This is a genomic window from Cognaticolwellia beringensis (assembly GCF_002076895.1).
Lineage (GTDB): Bacteria > Pseudomonadota > Gammaproteobacteria > Enterobacterales > Alteromonadaceae > Cognaticolwellia > Cognaticolwellia beringensis.
In genome coordinates, this window is sequence record NZ_CP020465.1 from 1,090,463 (window position 1) to 1,111,106 (window position 20,644).

A 20,644-nucleotide genomic window follows, 5' to 3' on the forward strand; every position below is an offset into this window, starting at 1 on the left:
ATTATTCTTTATGTTGCATTGGCTTATCGTGGTTAATTTTCTGTAATAGGCTAACCGCTGAGAACGTTTCTGCGCTTGCTGCTGTAACCTGATATTTGTTGGCGGTATTTTCTAGAAAGCCGTCATCTTTAAGTTGTTTCAGCGAAAGCTCAAGTTTTGGGATTAAATCGGCGTGTTTTTTATTGAGATAAGTAAAGAGATGAAATGAAAGCACTGGTGGACTTTGTATCATTAATTTACTGTTTAATTCGGGAGATTGATTCAGCATGTTTTTTGCAACCGATGCAAACATAATAGCCGAATTTACCCGTTTATTGGCGACCATTTCTAACACTTGTGTGTTCGAAGAGACAGCAACACGATTTTCAATATTGAGATACTTTCTTATCGTTTTAGAACCACGCAGAAATGAGACTTTATCTTGATTGATGGTTTCCCATGTGATCGGTCGGATGATCTCTTTTTTTGCTAATGTGATCATTACAATTTCAGTTAATACGATAGGCTCGTTAACGAGTCGATAGTTTGATGTATCTGCATCAGAAATATCTTTAAAATTGATTACACGTGATAAGTCGCCATCAGCATAGCCACCATTTACTTGGGAAATAACTCTACTGCCTGGCATCTCGATAACTTTTACTTCAATAGCATAAGGTTTTAGAGATTCTTGAATGACTTCCTTTAAATATAAACTCAAAGGAGGTCGGACATGAGTTGCAAAAACAAGTTTGTCTGCTGCTAATACAGGCACAGAAACACAAATCAAAAAAAGAATATTGATATTTCTTAGAATAATCCATATTTTTGACCGTGTCATATATTCCATATCCTTAAATAGTGAAACGCTCTATGGTCTTATTCCCTGTTTTATAAATCTTCTGCTCTGGATAAAAGCTGTCAAATTTATTGGGCTTAAAATTGAAGCGTATAGTCTTGTTATATATGTATAGTGTTCAAAATACAACCAAGTAGAACTTAAATGTTTTTTAGTCATCATATTTTAGGGCCGGTGTATCGACTATAAAAAAGTTTAACAGTAATTAAGTTAGAAAAAATGCTATTTTGAATTCAATTAATGGCCACTTTTAGTTGGCCATTAAAGAATGGGATAATATCAATAGAGGTAATTATTGAGCAGTGTTAGGTTGACTTTTTAGCTGCATCTAAATCATTTGAGTAAGCAAATAACGCTGGTGCGCCGCCAGTGTGCCAAAATAAAACACTGTCTGTTTTCTTGATTTTTCCATTGCGGATCATATCTATCAAGCCCCCCATTGCTCTACCAGTATAAACAGGATCTAATAATATCCCTTCCGTTTGAGCTGTGATTGAAATTGCTTCATTTTCTAAAGCCCCAACAACACCATAACCTTCACCAACATAATCAGAGTTAAGCATTAAGTCTACATCTGAGAACTTAAGGTTTTCACCTATTAATTTTGCCGTACTATTAGCAAGAGAGACAATATATTGATCAAAAGATATTTGATCAGTTTCACCTTTATCAATATTTATGCCCATTATTTTATAAGATGATTTAAATAGTTTATTCCCAAGCATTAAACCCGCATGTGTGCCTCCTGAACTAGAAGCAAATACAATATGGGTGAAGGAAGCGTTTATGTTTTTACGCTGAGACTCTAATTCTTTAAATGCCTCTAAGAATGCTAAAGCCCCTAATTCGTTTGAACCACCATAAGGGACAACATAAGGTTTTTTTCCTGATTTTTTTAAATGCTCAACAATTTCAGGAATATCTTCTCCTTTACGGTTTGTGCCCGACCAATGTATTTTACAGCCAAAAATTTTATCCAGTAAAAGGTTACCATCAAATTTGTCTGGCTCCTGACCTCCTAAAACGAGATGACATTCAAGCCCTAAACTAGCGGCAGCTGCTGCGGTTTGACGACAATGGTTTGATTGTGCTGCACCTGCAGTAACAATAGTATCCGCGCCTTGAGCTAGTGCGTCACCGATAATAAACTCAAGTTTTCTTGTTTTGTTGCCACCCAAGGCAAGTCCAGTATTATCATCTCTTTTCATGTAAATTTTAGGACCATCAAGTTTTTTACTTAATTTAGTCAGTTCAACTAATGGCGTTGGGAAAAAGCCTAAAGGCTCTCTAGGCATGTGTTCATATTTCATACTTCATCCATTCTAAATACAAGAGTAAAGGGCGCTATTAACAAATAGTCTGGCTATAATCTGTGAGATCTTAGATTAAGTGTTCCAGATAAAACCTAAGTATACGATATGTGTTTTTTTAACGTACACAATTGGGCAATAGCTTAATTCAGTTGATGCATATCAATGAATCAAGTAACAACAATATTACGTAATTTTAGCGCATATTAAACCCGAAAATACAGCTATCTATTAATAATTGAATATGGTGCTGGGGTCTTAGCTACTCTAACTCAAGGTAATAGCACTGAGAAATATTTTAGCAGAGTAAACCCTTATTCTATACTGTAAAAGACAAGGGTTTTAAAAGGTAAATATGATATTTTATTTAAGAAAAATTGTACTGGAAATTGAACTGAAAGGCTTCAATTATATATTCTGTCAGGCTTTAATATTTAAGTTAAAATGAGATAAGCATTCAAAATACAGCGTTACTTTAGACTTAACCACTGTCGACTTAAATTGCGCTGTTAGATAAATAGGCTCACTAGCAATAGATTTTTATTAATATAAATGAAAATAAAAGTTTACTTTATTAATTGTTAGCGATATAGTGCTGAGGTTAATTATTCCTATCTAGTTTATTTAGCCGATTGTTTAAAAAATCGTGTTATGCCTTTCCCTTTCACAGTTAGTCATCACTTAATTTATTAAGCTTAAATTATTGTCTGATTTTTCGAGTTTTTTTCGTAAATATTTTTTATTTTTCACACATAAAAAGAACAACTACACAATAATATAGCTTTTGTTCATGCGTATTTACGCACATTAAAAGAGTTTATTATGTCTTATACATACCAAGGGACGATCTATTCGATCGACTCACCCGTTCAATCAATATCTGTTAACAAAAATAATGTTGCAGTGACCGATAAAAACGGCACAAAACTAATTTCATTTACCAACGTAAATGAGTCAAAATCATTTTTAGCTTGGATTTACCAAAGCTAATAAGTCAAACCTTAGCTATTAAATAGCACCCGTTTGAGTTTTGTTTTTACTGAACGCCAATGCGTAACAGGTTTTGTTGGCGACAACGCTATCAACTGTTGCCATTGCTGTTCAGTTAACTCAGCTTTGGCACCATGTGCTAAAAGTACAGACTCAACATTCAAGGCCTTTATTTTTTTCAACGACTCAAGATACCTATTAGGGTAAAAAACCGGGTAGGGTGGTATGAAGGCACCTCTAACTTTAACCATCAAGTCGGCAACATAAATTTGCTTCGTTTCTTTATGATGCAACGATATATCTCGGTCAGTATGACCTTGCGTAAAATGAACACTCCAATCTTCAAAACCAGGCAAAATAGCCTGATCAACTAGATAATAATCAGGTGTTAGTGAGCTAGAGTAATAGATATATTTTTTTACTTTCTTCTGACGACCAGCTACCCATAAAGTTAGTAGCATATCGGTTAAATGCATTAGCTTACCGTCTAAACCTGAATACCATTGTCCAGGTACATTCGCTGCCGCTACCTTACAGCCATACTTTTTACGTAATATATTTGCAGCCCCAGCATGATCAGGGTGCATATGTGTAACCACTATTAAGGCAAGTTCAGACATCGGGCGTTTAAGTTGCTTAACAATAAAATTTTCTATCACTGGAATGTCAGCTCTACAACAGCCATCGAGCAATAAAAGCTTAGTAGCGTACTCGGCCAGATAAATATTTTGAATATAACCATTTAAGCAATGTAGTTTGATCATAAAAGTGACTATAACGAGTTAATTATGATTAAAGTACCTTGTTATTGATGAAACCTCAACAGATTAGACCACTCATTAATAAGCTGTTTTTATTATTGTATTTCTTTAATTCAATAAATAATTTTCAGTTGTTGATATTACTAGGTCATATAAAGTTTAAATAGACTATTTCAATCATGGTTTTTAGATACATCAAACCATACAATAGTAACTATAAAGTATTGATACTTGGATTTTTCTTGGAACTTTGGATTTACTTCACTTTACTTGCCGCTTTTATGCAAGCCATTCGTACAGCGGGCCAAAAACAGCTTACGCAACATCTCAATGCTATGGCAACAACCGGTGTTAGGTATATTTACGCGCTGCCTTTTGCCTGGCTATATTTATGGTGGGTACTCGATTATAGATCCTTGCCCATACCACCATTAAATAAGCAGTTTTTACACTACGCGCTAATCGCATGTGTTATGCAAATTATTGGTACGGTGTGTTTAGTTGCTGCATTCAAATATCGCAACTTTGCTGTTGCCACAAGTTTAGCTAAAACTGAAGCCATACAAGTGGCTGTTGTGGGTGCTTTGTTATTCTCTGCTAGTTTAACGCTTATCGGCTGGTTTTCAGTGGTTATTGGTGTTGTGGGAGTTTTGTTAGTATCTAAAGTTAAATTTACTTTTAAAGATGTTTTTCAAAACCCGGGGGCTGGCTTTGGTTTAGCGTCAGGCTTAGGTTTAGCCATAACAACCTTGCTTATTCGACAATCGAGTCTGGCATTGAATAGTGATTTGTTATTGAGTGCAGCGGTTACTTTAGTTTTTATGATAACGGTGCAGTCAATAATTTCCTTTGTTTACGTTTATTGTCAGGATAAGCAGCAACTTATTACCATGTTTAGTCAATGGCGGTTATGTTTATTTGTTGGTATTACCAGTGTTATTGGCTCAATAGGTTGGTTTACCGCTGCAAGCTTTCAAAATGCCGCATATGTTAAGGCATTAGGGCAAGTAGAGTTCTTTATCACTTTGTTTATCACCTACCGCATTTTTAAAGAAAAAATATCAGCCATTGAGTACTTTGGCATGTTGCTGATAATTATTAGTGTATTGGTTTTATTACTCTGGGCTTAGTTTTAAGCATATTTCGATTAATTCACAACAAGAGTACAATTCTTAATTCAATTGGTATCACTATTTTGTTAAACTCAGGCGCAAAGACTCACGTACAATTTTTTGCCCTAAAAATATGGCACATTAATACTAATTACTAGCTTGGAAATAATATGAAAATTACCGATAAAACCGTTGTTCAGTTTCACTACGTACTTAAAGATGAAGCGGGTGCTGAAATAGAGAACTCGCATGCTGGCGACCCATTAGCCTACCTACACGGTTACAAAAACATGTTAGTTGGCGTAGAAAACGCATTAGCTGGCAAAGAAACCGGTGATAAGTTTTCAGTGACATTACAACCTGAAGACGCTTACGGTGAGCGCCAAGAAGATGCAATACAACGTGTACCTGTAAAACACATGCAAGGCTTACCAACGCCTAGTGCTAAATGGAAAGCGGGCATGACAGCGGTAGTGAATACTGATGGCGGTCAACGCCAAGTGACAGTACTTAAAGCCGGTAAATTTATGGTGACTGTTGATACTAATCCACCACTTGCGGGTAAAGTACTGACCTTTGATTTAGAAGTTGCAGATGTACGAGAAGCAACGACTGAAGAAATTGAACATGGCCATGCCCACGGCGCAGGTGGTCATCACCACTAAGCGAAAAGCAATTCTCGTTAATCAAAAAACCAGCCTAGTGCTGGTTTTTTATGTTCAGGATGAACGGTCAGTTTTTTTGTTCCAGACAAAAACTAAGTACCTGCGTCCATGCAGGCAATGTCGTGATCACATGGATGTGAAAGAACGACGATGTTCAGGATGAACGGTCAGTTTTTTTGTTCCAGACAAAAACTAAGTACCTGCGTCCATGCAGGCAATGTCGTGATCACATGGCCGTTCATAGCCATCTCGGTAATTGCATCTGCATTCCATTAATGACTTATACCCATCTAAGAACATGGCTCCAATGCATTAATACATCGATTTACTTCTATGAGAAAGCGCAGAGATGCTTTTTAATATTTTAAAACGTAAATACTGTTAAGTGTTATTGAACTGAATAAACTTTCCGTTTATCGAATTCAATTTTTATTCTTTTGCCATACTGTTATGGTAAGTCATCGATTTAGTCAGGTTGATTAATACATTCAGGTCATAAAATAACAATAAGGTCCAGAACATGTTCACATTGAAATCATCTATTACAACCATCGCGTTAGTCGTGAGTGCAGCATTGTCTCAGTCAGCATTGGCAGCAACTACCGTTATTCATGCTGGCGAATTATTAGTGACTGCTGGTAAAGCTCCCCTTAAGCAACAAACGTTAGTGATTACCGATGGTAAAATTACCGAGCTTAAATCTGGTTTTGTTGCCTTGAATCGCTTTGAAAAAGATGCAAGATTAATTGATTTATCCTCAAGTTTTGTTATGTCAGGCCTTATGGATATGCATGTACATTTGCAAGGTGAACTGGGCCCTAAAAACGACAGTGAAATGATTAACTTATCAGACGCTGATACGTTGATGAAAAGCGCTTATTTTGCAAATAAAACCTTAATGGCTGGTTTTACTACCGTCAGAGATCTAGGCAGCAGTGCTGAACAAATATTTGCGTTACGTGATGGCGTAAAGCGTGGTTGGATAACTGGACCAAGGATTATTGCTGCTGGAAGTAGTGTTGCCGTAACTGGCGGACATGGTGATGTAGACGGTATGGCGCCTGATTTAATGGAGTTGCATACCGCAAAAACGGTTTGTGATGGCCCTTATGATTGTCGTCGCGCCACTCGTCATGCGATTAAGTTTGGTGCTGATGTGATTAAAATCACCTCAACGGGCGGCGTGCTATCAGACACTGATACTGGTACGGGTCAGCAAATGGCAGATGATGAATTAAAAGAAGTGGTTGATACGGCGCATGCACTGGGTCGTAAAGTGGCCAGTCATGCACATGCCGCTGCCGGTATTAACGCCGCATTACGTGCGGGTGTAGACAGTATTGAACACGGAAGTTACGCCAATAAAGAAAGTATTAAACTCTTTAAAAAAGGTGGTGCTTATTTAGTACCCACATTAATGGCGGGCGATACCGTGGTTAATATGGCTAAAACCACAGACTTTATGTCGCCAGCTATCCGCGCTAAAGCCATTCGTGTCGGTGGTGATATGATCGAAAACTTCAAACGCTCATATAAAGCGGGAGTGAAAATAGCTTACGGTACTGACAGCGGCGTATCAAAACACGGTTATAATGCGCGCGAAGCACAGTTAATGTTTGAAGCGGGTATGTCACCACAAGACATTTTAGTTTCTGCGACAATTAATGGCGCTGACTTAATTGGTAAGTCAAAAAGTTTAGGCACATTAGACGTGGGTAAAGTGGCGGATATTATTGCCATGCATGCTAGCCCATTAAATGATATTAATGAACTACTTGACGTAGACTTTGTAATGAAAGGTGGCAAGGTCGTTAAGCAAAAATAAGTGCATTAGCGATTAAATTACATTGTTTAAATGAAGGCTGTTTTATAACAGCCTTTTTTATGCTCAGGACGAGCGGTATGCTGCGATCACAAGAATATACAAACGTAGCGATATTAGGTTATTTTCTTTGCAGAACGCCAGTTGTTAACGCCACGCCCAACAGGGTAACACTGCCACCAATAAGCATCATTAAGCTGATAGTTTCACCTAAAAATAATGCGCCCCAAAGAATACCAAAAGCGGGTATTAAATAGGTCACTGATATCGCTTTTGCAGGACCAAGTTGAGCGATAAGTCGAAAGAATAAGATATAGGCAACGCCGGTACAGATAACACCAATCAAAAGCACTGACCACATAGCGTTGACACTTGGTAAAGTTTCAGGAATAAAAAATAAACTTAACGGGAGTAACATGGTGGTAGCCGCAATTTGACTTCCGGCAGCTAAGGCTAATGGCTTTATTGTACTGAGGTGCTTTTTAGTATAATTGGCTGCCACTCCATAACACAGCGCGGCTAGCATTGCCGCTAACGTTGGCAGTAATACATGATTTTCGAGCGATTTATCAGTAAGTTCAATGCCAATATTTAAATTGTCTGACACTAATAAATACACGCCGATAAAGCCAATAACTAAGCCAAACATGGCGCTAAGGCTTAACTTATCTTTTAACCATATGTAGGCAACTATAGCGCCAAACATTGGGGCGGTTGCGTTCAGTACTGACGCTGTTCCTGCTGTAAGTGTTAATGTTGCAAAACTAAATAGAGCAAACGGTATCGCGGTATTTAACGCCCCAACCACGAAAACATCTCGCCAACGTCCTTTTAGCGCTTTAGTTTCTTTAAATAAAACTAGGCATATAATCAAAAAAATAGCCGCGATACCGGTTCGTAAGGTAGTAAAAACTATTGGACCAAACTCAGGCGAACCAACTCGCATAAACATAAATGACGCGCCCCAAATTGCGGCTAATAACAGCAACTCAGCATTGGCTTGATTAGGTTGGGAACTGATTAACTTCAACGATGATCCTTAACTGATACTTTACTTATTAGTTTTGCCATGAGTATAAAGCGTTAACTAGCTGATAGTCGCGATAATCGGACAGGTCGTATAAATTAAAGTATTAAACCGTGTTGCTATCGATGTGTTCTATCGCAATTACGTGCAATGTTGAACTGTCGGTCATCTGCCAATTGATATTAAATTTGTACAGGGTCATGCCATAAATTTTATCGTCAGCTTTATTTTGTTTATAGGCAGGGCGAGGATCTTGGCTTAACACTTGTTCGATCAGGCTTTGCAGTGTTGGATAATGCTCGCTATTGTTATCTAAGGTAACTAATGCAGCGTTGGAAAATATCACCTTAATATTGTTGTTCGGTTGTTCTTGAGCATAGCCGCCATGGGCATTTTCGATAATATCGGCATAAGGCACGTAAGGTTTAATATCTAAAATCGGCGTACCATCAAGTAAATCTAATTCACTGATATGCAGAATTACTTGTGAAGGTTGTTGTTCTATTTTACCCAGTTTTACCACAGACATGCCAATAGGATTAGGCCTAAACGTTGAGCGTGTGGCAAATACGCCAAGCTTTTTATTGCCGCCTAAACGTGGCGGGCGAACCATTGGTTTCCAACCTTGTGCTTGTGTGCCATGAAAAACAAACAATAACCAAATATGACTAAATTGCGCTAAACCTCTCACTAACTCGGCATTATTGGCCGAGCCGGTTAGACGCAATTGCCCTTGAGCCGCCGTAACAATGCCGGGCTGTCTGGGGATGGCAAACTTTTCCTTGTAGGGAGAGTCGATAGTTCCAATCACATTTAAGTTAATACTGTCAGACATTATTTTACTTGCTCAACCTTATAAGCTCGACCATAACAAACGGTCGACGCCACACAATACTTCGCGGCTTTATCATCTTCTATCATGACACATTGACTAAAGATGATGGCATTGGCTTCAAGTTTATAAGCGTTACCTCGTGCTTCGGTGCGAGCATCAATTTCATTGGGGGCAGCGTGATGTGCTTTCTCTTGGCAAGACTCGCCTTCAACCAAACCTAGAAACTTATATTTACCGACGAATTCTTTTTCACTAGCGACAATTTTTACTTTGGTCGGTGAAAAATAATTTTTGAAATTTTCCCGGTCTAAGTTTGTTGATATGTCGTTTATTTTTGCACACCCAGTAACGAATAATGCGGCAAGCAACAAGATTGTTGCATTGCATTTAGTTATTACTGGCATCGTTTTAAAATTTTTCATTATGGCCTTTAAATTCTTTATAAGAGTTGTGTAAAAAAGTCGGTTTACTGTTTTTGTTTTGCCAAACTTGTATCGCCTTTAATCCAATAATTAAACAGTTTATCGATGGTTTTACTTTGCTGCTTCATGGTGATCCAATTACGCATAAATAATTCAAAACCGTGATCATTTTTATTAATAGGGAAGGCCATGAAAAGTGGCGCTAATTCAGGCTTAGGCACAACCACTGTATAACTGGGGTTTAGCAACGTCCACGCAGATGAAGCTGCCGCGCCAAAAAGCATGGCATCAATATGGGCAAACTCGGGTTTAAAGAACAACCTCGGTGTCGATATTTCCCAGGCTTTGCCATGAGTAAAGGTTCTAGCAATAGCTTTTTCATAATAAAAGCTCTCAGGAATACCTAAGGTGAGATCGTCTCGCTGTAAAATATTATCCCATTTTGTAAACTCTGCACGCCTTTTATCTTTAACAATAATAGCCAAACTTTGCGCGCTGTAAGGCATTGTTAGGGTAAATTTTGTCATGTTATCTGGAATAACTGGCACACCTGTAGTGATGTCTAAATAGCCTGAGCTTAATAGTGTTTTCGCCTGATTACGAAATATTCTAACGAACTCAATATCGACATTTAAATCAATAGCGAGCTGGTTCATTATTTCAATATCGAAGCCAACAAGTTTACCTTTATTGTTGTGAAATGAATAAGGTAAATCGTCACGAAAGTAACCTACGCGGATGAAACCTCGCTGTTTTATGCGCGTTAAAACGCCAATGAAAGGCTTAACGGTTTCGCTATTTTTCGCGGCACTATCTACATGCTTACTGTTAACGCTTTCCATAAGAAAGTCGCGTTCTATAAATTTAGCGTAGCCTTCATACTGATAACTAATTGAGCTAAATCCAAATTTTAGGCTAACAAAAGCGAAAGCAGATAATGCAGGAATAATAACCAAATATTTAAACAGCGCTTTCTTCTTTAAGGTAAAAGCTTTGGCCATACTCGTCGCAACCAGTATGGGTAAACAACAAGCAAAAGTAACTGAAAGTAATGCCGATAAACGTCCAACAACTAAGTTTTCTGAAACCAGAAAAAAATCAAACATTGAATGTGAAACGTTAAATATCTCTAGCAGGTTTTGCATGGCTAAGGTGCTAGTGCCGAACAACTGAGGGATACCCATTACCACCAATTTTACATAATCTTCGAAGCTTATGTAGGCACCAGAAAACCATGCGGCAAACAAGACAAAAAGTAGCGATAATAATTTACCACCAACCGGTAAACTGTAACTAATAGGGACGATAACATCAGACACTTTATCGGCATTGTCAGTATCAGGGTATTGGCTCGCGATTAACTGTTTGGTTTTCTCGACAATGATAGGGATTACGACAAAGAAGCTACCAGTAGCGAATGCTGTCACCATTGCTTCTCTTGAGGCTTTTAAAATAGCGCGATAGCCAAAAGGGGTAACCGTTGCTAATAATGCAGGAAAGACTAAAAAAGACAGTAAAAGTGTTAAAACGAAAGCACTGGCCACATAGATCATTAAACCATCGAGTTGTGAAGAATCAAGCGTTGCAGCGGCGCGCCAACCAATACAGAAGACACCAATAGGGGCAAAGCGCATAACTAAATGACTTATGTTACTCACCGATTGTTTTAAGTTACTTAACACGGCTAACGTTTGACGTTTATTTTTAATTGGCATTAAGCCAACACCAATAAATACGCTAAAAAATACCACGGAAGGTATCACGGCATTTGCGAAGGCATTAAAAGGATTCGACGGGATAAATAATTCAATGATATTAAATTCTTGGCTAACTTTAATGGTATTAGCACTATAAAACTCGGCAGTTTGCCAATTAGGAAATGATAACGGCGCCATCAATATAAAACATAACATTAGGACTATTAGCAATATGACCAGTATTACACTGCTCTTAAGTGCTGATTTCGCTTTGCTAGCAGACAAGCCGCCAATACCGACCATAAGTGACAGAGAAATATAAGGTAGCGCTGTCATTTGCAATAGCATGACAAAAGCATCGGCAAGGTGGTTTACCGTTGAGTATAAGGTTACGGAAAAGCTACCTATTAGAAGACCCAAAATCATGGCAATGATGATACGGGTAGAGGTAGGGATGTTACTGAGCTTAAATATGGTCATATTGAATAAAATAATTATTTCGATGCTTTATTATTCTACATATTATAATAAAGCGAGTTAATAAAAGATGCGAGATGAAATATTAAAAAAGGCAAACCCATGTTTATCTGAGGGTTTGCCTTAGTTGCTGTTTTTGGATCGGAGCTTACGCTAATATTTATTTAACGCGCATACCTGGTTGAGCACCATCATCCGGATTCAGTATCCACAAGTCTTTGCCACCAGGACCTGCGGCTAAAACCATACCTTCTGACATACCAAAACGCATTTTTCGTGGCGCTAAGTTAGCGACCATCACGGTGAGCTTGCCGATTAAGTCTTCAGGTTGATAAGCTGATTTAATACCAGCGAATACTTGACGAGTTTCACCGCCTTCTTGGTCATCAAGAGATAACGTTAAGCGCAGTAATTTATCTGCTTTTTCAACATGCTCTGCATTAACAATTTTTGCAATACGTAAATCTATTTTAGCAAAATCATCAAACTGAATTTCAGGCGAAATTGGATCATCTATCAACGGCTCACCGGTAAGTTCTTTCACAGGTTCAGACTTTTTAGACTTCTTCTTATCAGCTTTTTTATCTTTTTTTGTCTCAGCTTCTTCAGATGTAACCGACAAATTGTCTTTTGAAGCGTCAGTCATGGCATTAACTTTATCCATATCAACGCGCTGTAATAACGCTTTAAATTTGTTGATTTTATGATCTGTTAATAAGGTTTTATGACCTTCCCAAATAAGTTCGTCATTTAAGAATGTAGCTGTGCTGTCAGCTAAAACCGGTAGTACAGGCTTTAAGTAAATCATTAGCGTGCGGAACATATTAATGCCAAGCGAGCAAATGTCTTGTACTTCTTGCTGTTTCGTTTCGTCTTTCACTAACTGCCATGGTTCTTTAATGGCAATGTACTCATTAACTTTATCAGCCAATGCCATGATCTCACGCATACCACGAGCAAAGTCTCGCGACTCGTAATGCGCAGCAATACTATCACCAGCAGCCATAACTTCGTCTGCTAAGGCCTGGTTATCAATATTAGTTGAAAGCATACCGTCAAAGCGTTTAGTAATAAAACTGGCACAACGTGACGCGATATTAACGACTTTACCAACAAGATCTGAATTCACCCGTTGGGCAAAATCTTCAAGGTTTAAGTCTAAATCGTCAATACGGTGTGTCAGTTTTGCGGCATAGTAATAACGCAGATACTCAGGGTTTAAATGCTCTAAATAAGTACGGCCTTTAATAAAAGTGCCTTTTGATTTAGACATTTTTGCGCCATTAACGGTAACAAAACCGTGCGCATAAACCGAGGTCGGCTTTCTATAACCCGCGCCTTCAAGCATGGCTGGCCAGAATAGGCTATGGAAATAAATAATATCTTTACCAATAAAGTGGTAAAGCTCAGCTTCTGAGTCCAATTGCCAAAAAGCATCAAAGTCGATACCGGTTTTGTCACAAAGGTTTTTAAAACTGCCCATGTAGCCAATCGGTGCATCTAACCAAACGTAAAAGTATTTACCTGGCGCATTAGGAATTTCGAAACCAAAGTAGGGTGCATCACGACTGATATCCCACTGTTTTAAACCTTGTTCAAACCATTCAGCTAACTTGTTGGCCATTTCTTCTTGAAGTGCACCGCTGCGAGTCCACTCTTGTAACATATCGCCAAAAGCAGGTAGGTCAAAGAAATAATGTTCTGAGTCACGTAATACCGGCGTTGCGCCAGAAACTACTGAACGAGGATTTAAAACTTCCATCGGTGAATAGGTTTCACCACAGTTATCACAACTGTCACCGTTTTGGTCTTCACTTTTACATTTAGGACAAGTGCCCTTAACAAAACGATCCGGTAAGAACATGCCTTTTTCAGGATCATATAACTGTGAAATAGTACGGGTTTTTATGTGACCATTCGCATGTAAACGATTATAAATCTCTTCAGCAAACGCTTTGTTTTCATCGCTGTGCGTTGAATGATAATTATCATAGCTGATATGAAAGTCTGCGAAATCTGCCATATGCTCTTCACGAACAGCAGCGATCATTTCTTCAGGCGATATACCAAGCTCTTGTGATTTTAACATGATAGGCGTGCCATGAGCATCGTCAGCACAAACAAAGTAAGTTTCATGACCACGCATACGCTGGAAACGAACCCAAATATCAGTTTGAATATGCTCTAATAAATGGCCTAAATGAATAGAACCATTGGCATAAGGAAGGGCACAAGTGACTAAAATTTTACGCTTATCTGCAGCTGGCACAGATGACTTTGATAAAGACATATAAAGTTTACATATTATTGGTGGTAATTATGCAGGGAATGGTACAGAATTTGTCGTTACTTTTCATTAAGAATTATCGTCTTTATGTCAATAAAGGCTAGATAAAAGCGCGTTTTAATCATGTTATCAAATTTCTTTTCAAAAAATGAAGTCAGTGTCGAAAGCCAAAAAGCGATTAATGCTTTTCTAGACGCTTATCGCTCAGATATTTTTCCTCAAGGGCTGCTGGTTATTGCTCAGGCAGTTACCATGGTGATGGCGAAAAAAAACATCCTGGTCAAAATGGTATTGCCTTTTCCTTGTGATGGGCAATTACATGATATTGCTGAGCAATTAACCGATTTATTGCAACAACAGGTTAATTTTGATGTTGAATATAATGTTCAGCCCGTTAGAGAACACAAGATTAAAGGCATAAAAAATATTATTGCTGTGTCTTCAGGTAAAGGCGGTGTTGGTAAATCTACTACCGCGGTTAACCTAGCGTATGGTTTGATTGCAGAAGGTTGTAACGTGGGTATTTTAGATGCTGACATTTACGGTCCGTCTGTACCGACTATGCTAGGTTTAAAGGGCGCGAAACCGAGTTCAAATGACGGTAAGTTGATCACGCCACTTGAAGCAAATGGCTTAAGTGCTATGTCAATTGGCTTTTTAGTCGATGATGCCAATGCAACCGTATGGCGAGGTCCGATGGCCAGCCGCGCCTTTTCTCAATTACTGAATGAAACTGACTGGCCTGATTTAGATTATTTGATTGTAGATATGCCACCGGGCACCGGCGACATTCAATTAACCTTAGCACAACAAGTGCCGGTTGCAGGAGCTGTGGTGATAACAACACCGCAAGACATTGCTTTAGCAGATGCCATTAAAGGTATGGCGATGTTTGAGCAAGTCAAGCTACCTGTGCTGGGCATTATTGAGAATATGAGTTATCACCAGTGTGAAAACTGTGGTCATCATTCGCATTTATTTGGTGAGGGTGGTGGCAAGCGTATTGCTGAAGAAGCAAAAACACAATTACTCGGACAATTACCCCTTGATATTCGTATTCGCGAAGACGCTGATAGCGGTAGTTGTGCAATAAATGAAAATAGCACTGGAGAAGTTGCGCTGCTGTATCGTAATATAGCGCGTAATGTCGCGGCACAATTATACTATCAACTAGATATGCGTAGCCCAAAAACCGCTGAAGTGGTCGTTAAAGAAAGCAAATAAAGCCTACATAATTTTAAGGCGCAAAAAGAATACAAAGTTCTTTTCGTCGAAATAATACCAACGGGATCAATAAATGAGTTCAATTGGTATAACAACTGAGTCAAAGAAGAATAATCATGAGATTAAGTGACATAGATATAGAAGAATGCCTTCGCAAAGGGCAGATAGAAATTTCGCCAACCCCAGACAGCAGCATGATCTCTGGGGTCAGTGTTGATATCCGCTTAGGCAATGAGTTTCGCGTATTCCAAGATCATACCGCACCTTATATCGACTTAAGTGGCCCAAAAGTTGAAATGCAAAAAGCCATGAATTCAGTCATGAGTGATGAAATTTATATTCCAGACGGCGAAGCGTTTTTTCTTCACCCGGGGGAATTAGCCTTAGCGGTTACCTTAGAATCAGTAACACTGCCTGATAATATCGTCGGTTGGTTAGATGGTCGCTCTTCGTTAGCGCGTTTAGGTTTAATGGTGCACGTTACAGCCCATAGAATTGATCCGGGTTGGTCAGGGCAAATCGTATTGGAGTTTTATAACAGCGGAAAATTACCCTTAGCATTGCGTCCAAAAATGAAAATCGCCGCACTTAACTTCGAAACTATGTCGTCAAGCGCTGCGCGCCCATATAACAAGCGTGAAGATGCTAAATATAAAGGCCAAATGGGCGCTGTTGCTAGCCGAATTAGCCAAGATGAGAGCCATAAATAGTAAAGAGTTTACCTCTTTAAAGCTAACAAAAAGCCAACGAGATAATCGTTGGCTTTTTGGTTTTAAATTCAACAAACCTAAAAATTTTTAAGTCTCTACTCGTCCATGTCTCGTTCTTTGCTGCTTGTAAAATAATTTACAGGGCGCATAGTTAGCAGCCATAGTTAGCAGCAGTAAAAGCGTTATTGGAGATTGGTATAAGTACTTAAAGTGGTCGTTTATTTATTTTAATAGGTATTAGTCAGCGTTAACTTCAACTGAATGCTCTACTTTAATATTGTTACTTGCTTTTGAAATACAAACATTTAATGCGGCGATTAACTTGTCTCGGCTATGATAGTGGCTAACGGTATCACTGCTTAATTCATGATGACAAATATCGATGCGTGTTGAGGTGACATTAGGATCGTGACATATCGCGCTATCAATCGGCAGGCAACCAACGTTCTCTTCGATCCAAGCTAGCTTTTCATCTAACGTTAAATCTGCAGCAGGACTATCTTCAGCGACAATATTATCAATAAACACACGATGAGCATTGGTTTGGCTTAATGCATTACTAATATCCCTTACTAGCAATGGTGGAATAATACTGGTCAGAAAACTGCCGGGGCCTAAAATAATTAAATCGGCTTTTAATATCGCTTCAATACAGCCTGGTAATGTTTTAACTAGCGGTGCTAACATCAAGCTTTTCGGCATCATCGACATTTTATCAACTGATATCTCACCAACACGGCACAGGCCCTCTGGGTAGAATGCCATAAGATCTGTTGGCGTTTCAGACATAGGTAATACCGGTGTTTTAACTCTTAATAATCGTCGTACAAGTTTTATAGAGTCAAGCGGTCGTGAGTGTATTTGACCGAGGCCGTATAAAATTAAATTACCAAGATTATGGCCGCCAAGCTCATCTTCTCCGTCGAAACGAAAATCGAATAATTGGCTGCCAACTGATTTCTTATCCACTAATTGGGTAAGGCAATTACGTAAGTCGCCCCAAGCGATTGAGCTACTGCGTTTTCTTAAACGACCAGTAGAACCGCCATTATCAGTAGTCGTGACAATGCCAGTAAGTTGGTCTCCTAAAAAGGAGAGGGTAGAAAGTACACGTCCTAGACCGTGACCACCACCAATGGCAACAACGTTGAGCTCTTTTAGCTGCATATAACTATTATTTTTTTTAACTGATTATTTACAATAACGCTTTATTAACTATAAATAAAGCAAGTAGTCATAGTTTATGGTGTCGTTAGCGAGATAAATCAACATTTTGAGCAGATATTTTATTTAAAGATGATAGGCACCAATAGTGTTGTGATTTCTACACTCGCTAACGATGACATTATGGCGGTTATAGAGTTAATAAGGCAAAAATTAGTCAACTTGTACTATAAGTAATCAGTTAGATAAAATCTTTCAAAAAAATAGCCTAATATCTAAAATAAGGGTTGACAGTATCTTGGTCGCTGCTTAGAATGCGCCTCGCTTTCAACGAGTAACTCGATTATTTGTTGGGAGAGGATTAAGGTAAGTATTAGGCCACTTATTTTATTTCTATGTGGGGCTATAGCTCAGCTGGGAGAGCGCTTCGCTGGCAGCGAAGAGGTCTGCGGTTCGATCCCGCATAGCTCCACCAATATTATTCACTAGTGCTTATGGCATTAATGGAAGATAGTTAAAAAGATAATGCAATTGGATATACCGCGAGGTTGTCGGATTGCTAAAACAAGATGTAATAAGTTTTGTTTTATCGTTTTAGTGTCCCTATCGTCTAGAGGCCTAGGACACCGCCCTTTCACGGCGGTAACAGGGGTTCGAATCCCCTTAGGGATGCCACTTCTTCGGAAGCTTCTTCGGAAGTAAAATGAAAATGAGTTCGTGTTTTTTGACACAAACAAGAAATATATAATGTAAATCATAAGTTCACTAGGCTAGAGCTTTTTACGATTTTATTATGCTAAGTATTTTGAGTTTATAATGTGTCCCTATCGTCTAGAGGCCTAGGACACCGCCCTTTCACGGCGGTAACAGGGGTTCGAATCCCCTTAGGGATGCCACTCGTTTTTTAGTTAGATAAGTTTATTGGTAAGTGTTTTTTGACACATACTGTAGAATATACAATGTTATTATAAGTTCACTAGGCTAGAGCTTTTTACGATAACAATGTGTTCAGTTTTCTATTGGTATTAATGTGTCCCTATCGTCTAGAGGCCTAGGACACCGCCCTTTCACGGCGGTAACAGGGGTTCGAATCCCCTTAGGGATGCCACCATTAACTTAGATTGATAAATGTTTTTATAATGTTTAACAATCAGATACAAAACATGAAGTAACTTGTTAAGTTATATTCATATTGTTTTAGTGTCCCTATCGTCTAGAGGCCTAGGACACCGCCCTTTCACGGCGGTAACAGGGGTTCGAATCCCCTTAGGGATGCCACTAATTATTTTACTTTAAGTAAATTAAGCAGTGCTTAAAAGTGAAATAAAAAAACCGACTTATGTCGGTTTTTTTATGTCTGAAATTTATTAACTATCCAATATCCAATATCCAATATCCAATATCAAATATCAAGTGTCTGGTGCTAGCGTTATGAGTTTAAGACCAAGTTGATTAATCTACTTGGTATAAGTCTCCACTATTCATCTCAATACCAATCAGGTAAGTGACCACTTGCTTGTTGTGAATACAACAGCTCTCAACATTGTTCAATCAATACTCATTCCTTTCTCATTATTTCCTCCCTGTAAAAGAATAAAGTAATTCACAGGGAGAAAGGAAGGAGAACCGCAGGAGAAGTGAAAGCAGGGAAGTCGACATTGTACATATTTATGGTTCCCGACTCCCGACTATAGGTATGTACCTTAAAACGCGGTAAATATTGAAAATTTAGGCATTTTTTAATAGGCTCATACTTTCTTCAGCAAAACCTACCCCAGCTTCGTTATAGAAGTTAAACACTTTATCTACACCAAAGCTTTCTAGTTTAATACGGTCATCATCATAACGCGCAATAGCCGCTATTTTACCTTGATAATTCGTTCGCTTTATTTGTGTGGTTATATTTTTAATATCTTGCATGGCAGGAAGGGCTAAAAGTATCAGTTCAATTTTACTCAGATCCATATTTTCCCAGAAATCAGCATCTTCTGCGTCACCCTCAAAGGCTTGAACGTTGTTTTCAATTAACCAATTGACTTTATTTTTATCCGTGTCTAAACCCCAAACTTGATTGCCGACTTGAGCGTTTAACGCTTTATAAGCACCAATACCAACTCGACCCATACCAATGATAGCAATAGGTGCGTCGCATGGCTGAACAAAATCATCTTCTACTAAACGCTTCTTACTTTCATAGCGTTTGAATTTTTCTTTATTATTGGCAAAATAATCATGAGCAAAGTTATAAAGAATATTAGTCATAATAAATGATAATGCGACCGCTAATGACAAGATCACTAACCACTCAGAAGATAGCCAACCTGCTTTAGTGCTAAGTGCAGCGATAATCAGGCCAAACTCACTGAAGTTACTTAATGCTAATGCGGATAAGAATGCTGTTCTACCGCGCAGTTTTAGCTTAACGAGAATAAAGAAAAATAGCATAAATTTAATCGGAAGTAACAGCGTTAAAATTGAGGCTATCGCTAACATTTCTAGTGTCGGCAGGGCAGTAAAGCCTATTGATAAGAAAAAACCTATTAAGAATAAATCTTTAAAACTAAGTAATGATTTTGTAATTTCGCTCGCTTTGCTGTGTGAAGCTAAATACATACCAGCTAAAAGTGCGCCCAAGTCGCCTTTAACATGGACTAATTCGAATAATTCATAGGCGCCAAAAGTAATAAAAAAGCCCATTAATGGAATAAGCTCACCATGGCCTGCTTTATCAATTGCTTTGCTAATTAAGGGCTTTAATGGGATAAATAGCAGTAATAATCCAGCCCATGGGCTAGGGATTTTACCTGTAGCGACCACTAAAAATATCACCGCTACAACGTCTTGCATCACTAATATACCAATCGCAAGCTTACCATGGCGAGTACGCATTTCACCGTGCTCTTCCATCAGCTTAACAACGCATACCGTACTACTGAAACTTAACGCAAATACAATTAATGCTGTTGTAGTGATACTTAAACCGCTGACAAACGGAATAGCAATAAGAGCGAAGGTTTTTAACAGAATGAGTCCAATGAATAACCACATAATACTATGGCTTAAACTACCAAACCAAACTTCTGGTTTAAGCAAATCTTTTATATTTAGCTTGAGTCCAATGGTAAATAGCATCAAAGTAATGCCAATATCAGCTAATACCGTGACCATGCTGTCAGCTTGATAACCTAAAAAAAGTAAAATGAATCCGGCGGCCAAATAACCAATAGAGGGTGGCAGAGCCACTAATTTTATTAATAAACCGCAAATAAATGCAAAACCAATCCAGATAAACTCCATTTTTAA

General features: G+C 38.4%; 16 protein-coding genes and 5 tRNA genes. 11 read left to right on the plus strand and 10 right to left on the minus strand.

The genetic code is table 11. The features are described 5' to 3' along the window. Position 1 precedes the first annotated feature (1 nt). Entirely contained in the window at positions 2-820 is an 819-nt protein-coding gene (locus tag B5D82_RS04560) for a substrate-binding periplasmic protein (protein WP_157673838.1), read from the minus strand. 323 nt (positions 821-1,143) lie between these two features. Continuing rightward, complete coding sequence (locus tag B5D82_RS04565; RefSeq protein ID WP_081149584.1) at positions 1,144-2,148, minus strand: D-cysteine desulfhydrase family protein; 1,005 nt, start codon at positions 2,146-2,148, stop codon at positions 1,144-1,146. An 822-nt stretch (positions 2,149-2,970) separates the two neighbouring features. On the opposite strand from B5D82_RS04565, the gene B5D82_RS19990 reads away from it, so the two are divergent. Beyond that, on the plus strand, positions 2,971-3,138 hold the full coding sequence (locus tag B5D82_RS19990; RefSeq protein WP_172820621.1) for a hypothetical protein: 168 nt from the start codon (positions 2,971-2,973) through the stop codon (positions 3,136-3,138). Between the two features lie 11 nt (positions 3,139-3,149). Here the strand turns inward: B5D82_RS19990 and B5D82_RS04570 are convergent, their stop codons facing one another. Next, complete coding sequence (locus tag B5D82_RS04570) at positions 3,150-3,899, minus strand: MBL fold metallo-hydrolase (RefSeq protein ID WP_081154314.1); 750 nt, start codon at positions 3,897-3,899, stop codon at positions 3,150-3,152. A gap of 242 nt (positions 3,900-4,141) precedes the next feature. On the opposite strand from B5D82_RS04570, the gene B5D82_RS04575 reads away from it, so the two are divergent. The 3 genes from B5D82_RS04575 to B5D82_RS04585 all read left to right on the plus strand — a co-directional run bounded on the left by B5D82_RS04575 (position 4,142) and on the right by B5D82_RS04585 (position 7,501). Next, positions 4,142-5,029, plus strand: coding sequence for a DMT family transporter (locus B5D82_RS04575; RefSeq protein WP_081149585.1), 888 nt, complete (start codon positions 4,142-4,144; stop codon positions 5,027-5,029). A gap of 152 nt (positions 5,030-5,181) precedes the next feature. After that, complete coding sequence (locus B5D82_RS04580; protein WP_081149587.1) at positions 5,182-5,676, plus strand: FKBP-type peptidyl-prolyl cis-trans isomerase; 495 nt, start codon at positions 5,182-5,184, stop codon at positions 5,674-5,676. A gap of 520 nt (positions 5,677-6,196) precedes the next feature. Further along, positions 6,197-7,501, plus strand: a complete 1,305-nt coding sequence (locus B5D82_RS04585) for a metal-dependent hydrolase family protein (protein ID WP_081149588.1) — start codon at positions 6,197-6,199, stop codon at positions 7,499-7,501. Positions 7,502-7,619: 118 nt separating this feature from the next. Here B5D82_RS04585 and B5D82_RS04590 read toward each other — a convergent pair whose 3' ends face one another. The 5 genes from B5D82_RS04590 to metG all read right to left on the minus strand — a co-directional run bounded on the left by B5D82_RS04590 (position 7,620) and on the right by metG (position 14,246). Then, positions 7,620-8,528 carry a DMT family transporter gene (locus B5D82_RS04590; protein ID WP_245807558.1) on the minus strand — a complete coding sequence of 303 codons (909 nt, stop codon included), beginning with the start codon at positions 8,526-8,528 and terminating at the stop codon, positions 7,620-7,622. Between the two features lie 103 nt (positions 8,529-8,631). Further along, on the minus strand, positions 8,632-9,360 hold the full coding sequence (gene tsaA, locus B5D82_RS04595; protein ID WP_081149590.1) for a tRNA (N6-threonylcarbamoyladenosine(37)-N6)-methyltransferase TrmO: 729 nt from the start codon (positions 9,358-9,360) through the stop codon (positions 8,632-8,634). Next, positions 9,360-9,782, minus strand: coding sequence for an Rcs stress response system protein RcsF (gene rcsF, locus B5D82_RS04600; protein ID WP_081149591.1), 423 nt, complete (start codon positions 9,780-9,782; stop codon positions 9,360-9,362). The genes tsaA and rcsF overlap by 1 nt, the downstream gene beginning before the upstream one ends. Positions 9,783-9,826: 44 nt before the next feature. Then, positions 9,827-11,959 carry a cation:dicarboxylate symporter family transporter gene (locus B5D82_RS04605; RefSeq protein WP_081149593.1) on the minus strand — a complete coding sequence of 711 codons (2,133 nt, stop codon included), beginning with the start codon at positions 11,957-11,959 and terminating at the stop codon, positions 9,827-9,829. Positions 11,960-12,116: 157 nt separating this feature from the next. Then, positions 12,117-14,246, minus strand: a complete 2,130-nt coding sequence (gene metG, locus B5D82_RS04610; RefSeq protein WP_081149595.1) for a methionine--tRNA ligase — start codon at positions 14,244-14,246, stop codon at positions 12,117-12,119. 120 nt (positions 14,247-14,366) lie between these two features. Between metG and apbC the strand changes: the two genes are divergently transcribed. Continuing rightward, complete coding sequence (gene apbC / locus B5D82_RS04615) at positions 14,367-15,467, plus strand: iron-sulfur cluster carrier protein ApbC (protein WP_081149597.1); 1,101 nt, start codon at positions 14,367-14,369, stop codon at positions 15,465-15,467. 116 nt (positions 15,468-15,583) lie between these two features. Beyond that, positions 15,584-16,177 carry a dCTP deaminase gene (gene dcd, locus B5D82_RS04620; RefSeq protein WP_081149598.1) on the plus strand — a complete coding sequence of 198 codons (594 nt, stop codon included), beginning with the start codon at positions 15,584-15,586 and terminating at the stop codon, positions 16,175-16,177. 237 nt (positions 16,178-16,414) lie between these two features. Here the strand turns inward: dcd and B5D82_RS04625 are convergent, their stop codons facing one another. After that, positions 16,415-17,344 (minus strand): gluconeogenesis factor YvcK family protein, encoded by a 930-nt coding sequence (locus B5D82_RS04625; protein WP_081149600.1) that lies wholly within the window; start codon positions 17,342-17,344, stop codon positions 16,415-16,417. 396 nt (positions 17,345-17,740) lie between these two features. Between B5D82_RS04625 and B5D82_RS04630 the strand changes: the two genes are divergently transcribed. The 5 genes from B5D82_RS04630 to B5D82_RS04650 all read left to right on the plus strand — a co-directional run bounded on the left by B5D82_RS04630 (position 17,741) and on the right by B5D82_RS04650 (position 18,619). Then, positions 17,741-17,816: transfer RNA gene (locus B5D82_RS04630), tRNA-Ala, on the plus strand. 124 nt (positions 17,817-17,940) lie between these two features. Next, positions 17,941-18,016, plus strand: a tRNA-Glu gene (locus B5D82_RS04635). A 145-nt stretch (positions 18,017-18,161) separates the two neighbouring features. Continuing rightward, positions 18,162-18,237 (plus strand) — tRNA-Glu (locus B5D82_RS04640). A gap of 136 nt (positions 18,238-18,373) precedes the next feature. Continuing rightward, positions 18,374-18,449 (plus strand) — tRNA-Glu (locus B5D82_RS04645). A gap of 94 nt (positions 18,450-18,543) precedes the next feature. Then, a tRNA-Glu gene (locus B5D82_RS04650) sits at positions 18,544-18,619 on the plus strand. A 450-nt stretch (positions 18,620-19,069) separates the two neighbouring features. Here B5D82_RS04650 and B5D82_RS04655 read toward each other — a convergent pair. Next, positions 19,070-20,638, minus strand: a complete 1,569-nt coding sequence (locus B5D82_RS04655) for a cation:proton antiporter family protein (RefSeq protein ID WP_081149602.1) — start codon at positions 20,636-20,638, stop codon at positions 19,070-19,072. Positions 20,639-20,644: the final 6 nt, after the last annotated feature.